The organism is Kitasatospora sp. MY 5-36, assembly GCF_001182915.1.
Taxonomy (GTDB): domain Bacteria; phylum Actinomycetota; class Actinomycetes; order Streptomycetales; family Streptomycetaceae; genus Kitasatospora.
Genome location: NZ_LFVW01000120.1, coordinates 1 through 4,494 on the forward strand (window position 1 = coordinate 1; position 4,494 = coordinate 4,494).

Below are 4,494 nucleotides of genomic sequence, written 5' to 3' on the forward strand. Positions count from 1 at the left end.
CTTCCCTCCACCGGAAGCCGGGCGGGGGACAGCCGGTGCGGGCTGCGGGGTGTCGAAGACGTGGGCCTCGGACCGGATGGTCCCGTCGGCCATCCGGACCCTGTCGACCCGGTAGTACCCGGCGTCCTTCAGCTCCTTGAGGGCCCGCCGGACGGCGCCACGCCCCTGCGGGCTGCTGTCCGCCATCTGCCGCCCGTCCTCCCGCCACCCGTCGGGGCGGGAGAGCAGGTCGGCGAGGAGGCCACGGGCGGTGTAACTCAGCCGCCGGTCCTGCAACAGGCCGTTCGGAAGCACGCTGAACGCGCGCGAATGAACGCTACGATGAATCCGCATCTGGAGTCCTTGCTCCTGGTGCCAGACCCCGGGGTGTTACGAGCACCGCCGGGGTCTCCTATGTTCTGTTGATGATGCGGAAAGTAGCACAGCGACTACGAAGAGTGCGAACCGTTCGAGCGTGAAGCCCAAGCCCCCCGCACCGAGTGCGCCCCCACGCCGGGCGAGGTGTTCAGGAGTACCGAGCGAGTCGATGCGGGCCGAGGTAGTAGGACAGGGCGGCGTGCGACGGCCCGTCCGGAACCCCGCCGCTCGTCAGCAGCTTCACCACCTCGCCCTCCGGGACCCACTCCACGCGACTCGCCTCGGAGACGTCCTCGGGCTCGCCGATCCGGATGCAGTCGGTGACGTGGTAGGCGTGGAAGTGGGCGTCGCCGATGCCGGCCATGGCGTCGTACTCGGTCAACAGCTCGGCCCGGCCTGGACGCCAGCCGGTCTCCTCCTCGACCTCGCGGACGACGGCCGCCGCCGGTTCCTCGCCGGGCTCGACCCAACCGGCCGGCACCTCCCAGCCCCAGCGGCCGGTGATGAACCGGTGCCGGTAGAGGAGCAGGAACTCGCCGGCCTCGTTGGTGACGACGGCGGTGGTCGAGGAGCGGGGGTAGCGGACGACGTGGTGGTCGATCCGGCCGACACCGGGGATGTCGACGTCATCGAGCCAGACCTCGACCCACGGACTCCCGAACACCTGCCGACGCCCGAATACCTCCCACTCCACGAGCGGTCCCTCCCTCACACGCGCACCAGTTGCGTTCCCGACCCTCTCACGCGTGTGGCCCGCACGGGCACGCCCGGTTCGCCGCTGGTCATGCCCTGGTCTCCCGTACCGTTCGCGCCGGTCCTCGGCCGCCCGCCATGGGGCGGGCGCGTTCGAGGAGCCCGCGCACGTGGGGGTTGCGGCGGTGCGGCCGGGTCGCGGAGAGCATCGAGCGGAAGCGGTCGTCGGCCCGGCCGGACTGGATGGTCGGATAGTCGTCCAGGGCGAGGTGCCAGTTCTGGACGGCCTCTTCCAGTCGGCCGGCTCCGAGCTGCCACTCGGCGAGCATGGAGAGGGCGCGTACGCGGGACCCGCGGTACACCGGGGGTCGGAGCTTCTCGGAGTGCTGGAGCGCGCGGATCGCGCCATCGCGGTCGCCGAGCTCGTAGTTGACCTGGGCGACGTGGTACGCGAGGGCGGCGGGATCGTAGCGGCCGACGACCTTCGCCTTCGACTCGGCCTGATCCATCGCGACTTCCGCTGTGCGCAGGTGGAGCAGGGCTCCGATCCTGTCCCCGGTCTGGGCGAGGGCGTGGGCCTGCTGGCCGGCGAGGAAGGCCCTCATGCGGGGACCGGCCTCCGGGGAAGCGGCCGAGGCGGCGTCCGCGAGCCGCAGGGCGCTGCTGCCGTGGCCGAGATTGACGGCTTGGACGCTCATGCCGCGCAGGGTGGTGCAGTAGGTGAGGTGGTCGCCCGCGTGCCCGGCCAGCTCCAGGGCCTTCAAGTAGTAGCGCTGGGCCAGGGAGTCGTGGCGTTCGTCCACGGCCATGTAGCCGGTCAGGTAGCAGTGGTCGGCGGCGGCCGACAGCATGGCCTTGCGGACGCCCTCGCCGGCGTCCGCCCGCAGGTACGGGACGATCGTGTTGACCAGGAACGAGGCGGCCATCGGACGGGTCATCCGGCCGCCGAACTGGTCGTCCAGGTCGCTGATCCGCTCGGTCATCGCCGCGACCGCCTGGACCTCCGCCATGCCGATCCGCAGGTGGGGGTCGGTCCGCAGTCTCTCGAAGCGGCCCACCACGTCGGGCCAGCCGGGGATGGTGAGGGCCACCGAGTAGAGGCCGGCCGTGAGGATTCCGCGCCGGGACGGGTCCATATCGAGGCTCCCCAGGTCGATCAGCCCTGACACCGTATCCGTCGGCTGCTCAACAGGGGTAGGTGTCCCGCGGAATCCGGCCTCGACGGCGGTGATCGGCCGCCTGAGCCTCCGCGCCAGTGTCTCCAGGACGACCGGCAGGGCCTTCGCCGTAGGCGAGGTGCCGCTGAGCCAGTGGGAGACGGCCGAGGCGTCGTACTTCAGCCGCTGCCCGGTCTCGGTGCCGGTCCGGTTGACGGCCCGAGCCAAATCGCCGTTGCCCCAGGCGGCTTCGGCCATCAGTGAGGTGAGCCTGTGGTTCGGCCCACGGTCGGTTCGCACGACAGTTCCCCCTGGCAGGTGGGTTTCAAGGGTTTCAACGTCCGGGCGCGCCCCGACCATAGCCGACCGCAGGGCACGGATGTTGACTGTTCGTCATCGGCCAATCACCAGCCGTGGTGCGAATGGTCCCGTCCGCGTTCCCCTTCGAGGTGCCCCCATGCTGATGTCCCGCCGCCCGCGCATGTTCGTCGCACGCCTCGACGCGCGGACCGAATCCGCTCCCCTGGCCCGGTACTTGCTCCGGGCCTTCCTCTCCGGGCTGCCCTCCGGGGACCGCTACCGCGACACCGCCGAGCTGCTCCTCGGCGAGCTCTTCGCCAATGCCGTCCTGCATTCCGACGCCCCCGACGACCGCCACATCGAGGTCCGCTTCGCTCTCACCGGCTCCCGCTTGCGCCTCGAAGTCCACGATGCCGGCACCGGACGGCCGATCCTCCGGACCGCCGTCCCCGACGATGAGAAGGGGCGCGGTCTGTTCCTTGTCGACGAACTTGCCGAACGGTGGGGTTGCGCCGCCCGCCCTTGTGGTATCGGCAAGTTCGTCTGGGCCCATATCGCCCCCGTCACCACCCTCGCCTGAGAGCCGCTTCTTCCATGAACCTCGTCACCCTCGCCCGGCACACCCTCTCCCGTGGGGCCACCCCGGCCGCGACCTACGCCCTCCTGGCCCGCCTCGGCCACCCGCCCCTGCCCGTCGCGCGCGCCGTCTGCCTCGCCCTCGACATCCCCCACGCCGAAACCACCCGCCGCCTGGCCGAGTGCTACGACGCCCTCCTCGCCGACCCACGGCCCGACACCGAGACCGACACCGGCGAACTCCTCGAAGCCCTCGGCGTCTTCGACGTCCCCAAGTCGCTCACCGACACCGAACTCGCCGTCGTCGAACACTTCCTCGTCGCCATCGACGCCATGGGCGGCATCCGACCGGGCCACCACCACGGCCTCCAACGCTGGTTCACCACCGGCAACCTCATCTCCGCGTACCTCTCCCTCGCCGCCGCCCACCCCCTTCCCCGCACCGGCGACCCCGCCCTCTACTGGACCACCCTCGTCACGGCCGGCGAACTCCTCGCCACCACGCTCCCCTCCGACCGCCGCATCACCTACGCCCTCACCCGCTGCCGCGCCCGCGCAACCCACCCGTAAGCGCGGGAAGTCGGCCCGGCCGACTTCTCGCGCAGGAGTGGCCCGGTGCCGCTTCGGCAAGGCCGAAGCGGCGGCGGATGACGGGGTGAAGTGAGTGCTGCTCGGCGGCGGTTCCGGCGGCCCGGCCCTTCTCGGTCGGGCCCGCCTGGGCCTTGTCGTCCTGGCGGGCGGGCGACCTGCGGCGAGGAGCGCGGCGGTTGTGGCTCTCCCCGCACAGGAAGTCGATCTGACGACTTCCGGTGCGGGGAGTGGTGCCTGATGCCGTTGCCGCTTCGGGTCGGCCGAAGCGGCAACGGGGTGCGAGGCGAGGTGGCCCCGGAGGGGTCAGCGGGCGGCGGCGCGTTGGAGGGCGCTGGCGAGGAGGGCGAGGTCGGTGGGGCCGTTGCCGAGTTCGCGGACGGGCCGGCGGGCCGGCGGGGCGCCGAGCTGGAGCGGGTCTATCGCGACGACGGTGGGCCGCAGGGTGGCGGTGCGCGGGATGCGGCCGCTGATCCGGGCGGTCTGGAAGGCGGTGACGCCGCCGTCCGGGAGGCGGAGGTAGCCGCGGCCGGGGGTGTCCTCGGGCAGGGCGGCCGCGTCGCCGAGGTGGATCAGCAGGTCGGAGTCGGCCGGGTCCTCGGTGCGCAGGGCGATCCGCAGCAGCGCGGCCTCGTCCACCTCGGTGCCGGCGCTCTCCTCCGGGCGGCCGGTGGCGACGGCGAGGTGGACGCCGAGCGGTCCGCCGCGGCGGGCGACGGCGGCCAGCGCGCGGGCGAGCGGGCGGCCGGCGGCGGAGGGGGGGGAGAGCAGGGCGTCGTAGTCGTCGACGACGACGACCAGCCGGGCGGGGGGAGCGGCGGGG

Annotated in this window: 4 protein-coding genes and 2 pseudogenes; 2 read left to right on the forward strand and 4 right to left on the reverse strand. The window is 72.4% G+C overall.

Annotation, left to right across the window (positions count from 1 at the left end; all coding sequences use genetic code 11):
• The 3 genes and pseudogenes from AE652_RS09710 to AE652_RS09720 all read right to left on the reverse strand — a co-directional run.
• A pseudogene (locus tag AE652_RS09710) lies at positions 1-276 on the reverse strand (helix-turn-helix domain-containing protein); the annotation flags it as partial.
• 229 nt (positions 277-505) lie between these two features.
• A complete protein-coding gene (locus AE652_RS09715) occupies positions 506-1,051 on the reverse strand; it encodes an NUDIX hydrolase (RefSeq protein ID WP_063780116.1) in 546 nt (181 codons plus the stop codon).
• Between the two features lie 88 nt (positions 1,052-1,139).
• Positions 1,140-2,465, reverse strand: a complete 1,326-nt coding sequence (locus tag AE652_RS09720; RefSeq protein ID WP_082345586.1) for a M48 family metallopeptidase — start codon at positions 2,463-2,465, stop codon at positions 1,140-1,142.
• 199 nt (positions 2,466-2,664) lie between these two features.
• On the opposite strand from AE652_RS09720, the gene AE652_RS09725 reads away from it, so the two are divergent.
• Entirely contained in the window at positions 2,665-3,087 is a 423-nt protein-coding gene (locus AE652_RS09725) for an ATP-binding protein (RefSeq protein WP_063780117.1), read from the forward strand.
• Between the two features lie 14 nt (positions 3,088-3,101).
• On the forward strand, positions 3,102-3,653 hold the full coding sequence (locus tag AE652_RS09730; RefSeq protein WP_049650826.1) for a hypothetical protein: 552 nt from the start codon (positions 3,102-3,104) through the stop codon (positions 3,651-3,653).
• A 324-nt stretch (positions 3,654-3,977) separates the two neighbouring features.
• On the opposite strand, the pseudogene AE652_RS09735 reads toward AE652_RS09730, so the two are convergent.
• Positions 3,978-4,494: pseudogene (locus tag AE652_RS09735) on the reverse strand (hypothetical protein); the annotation flags it as partial.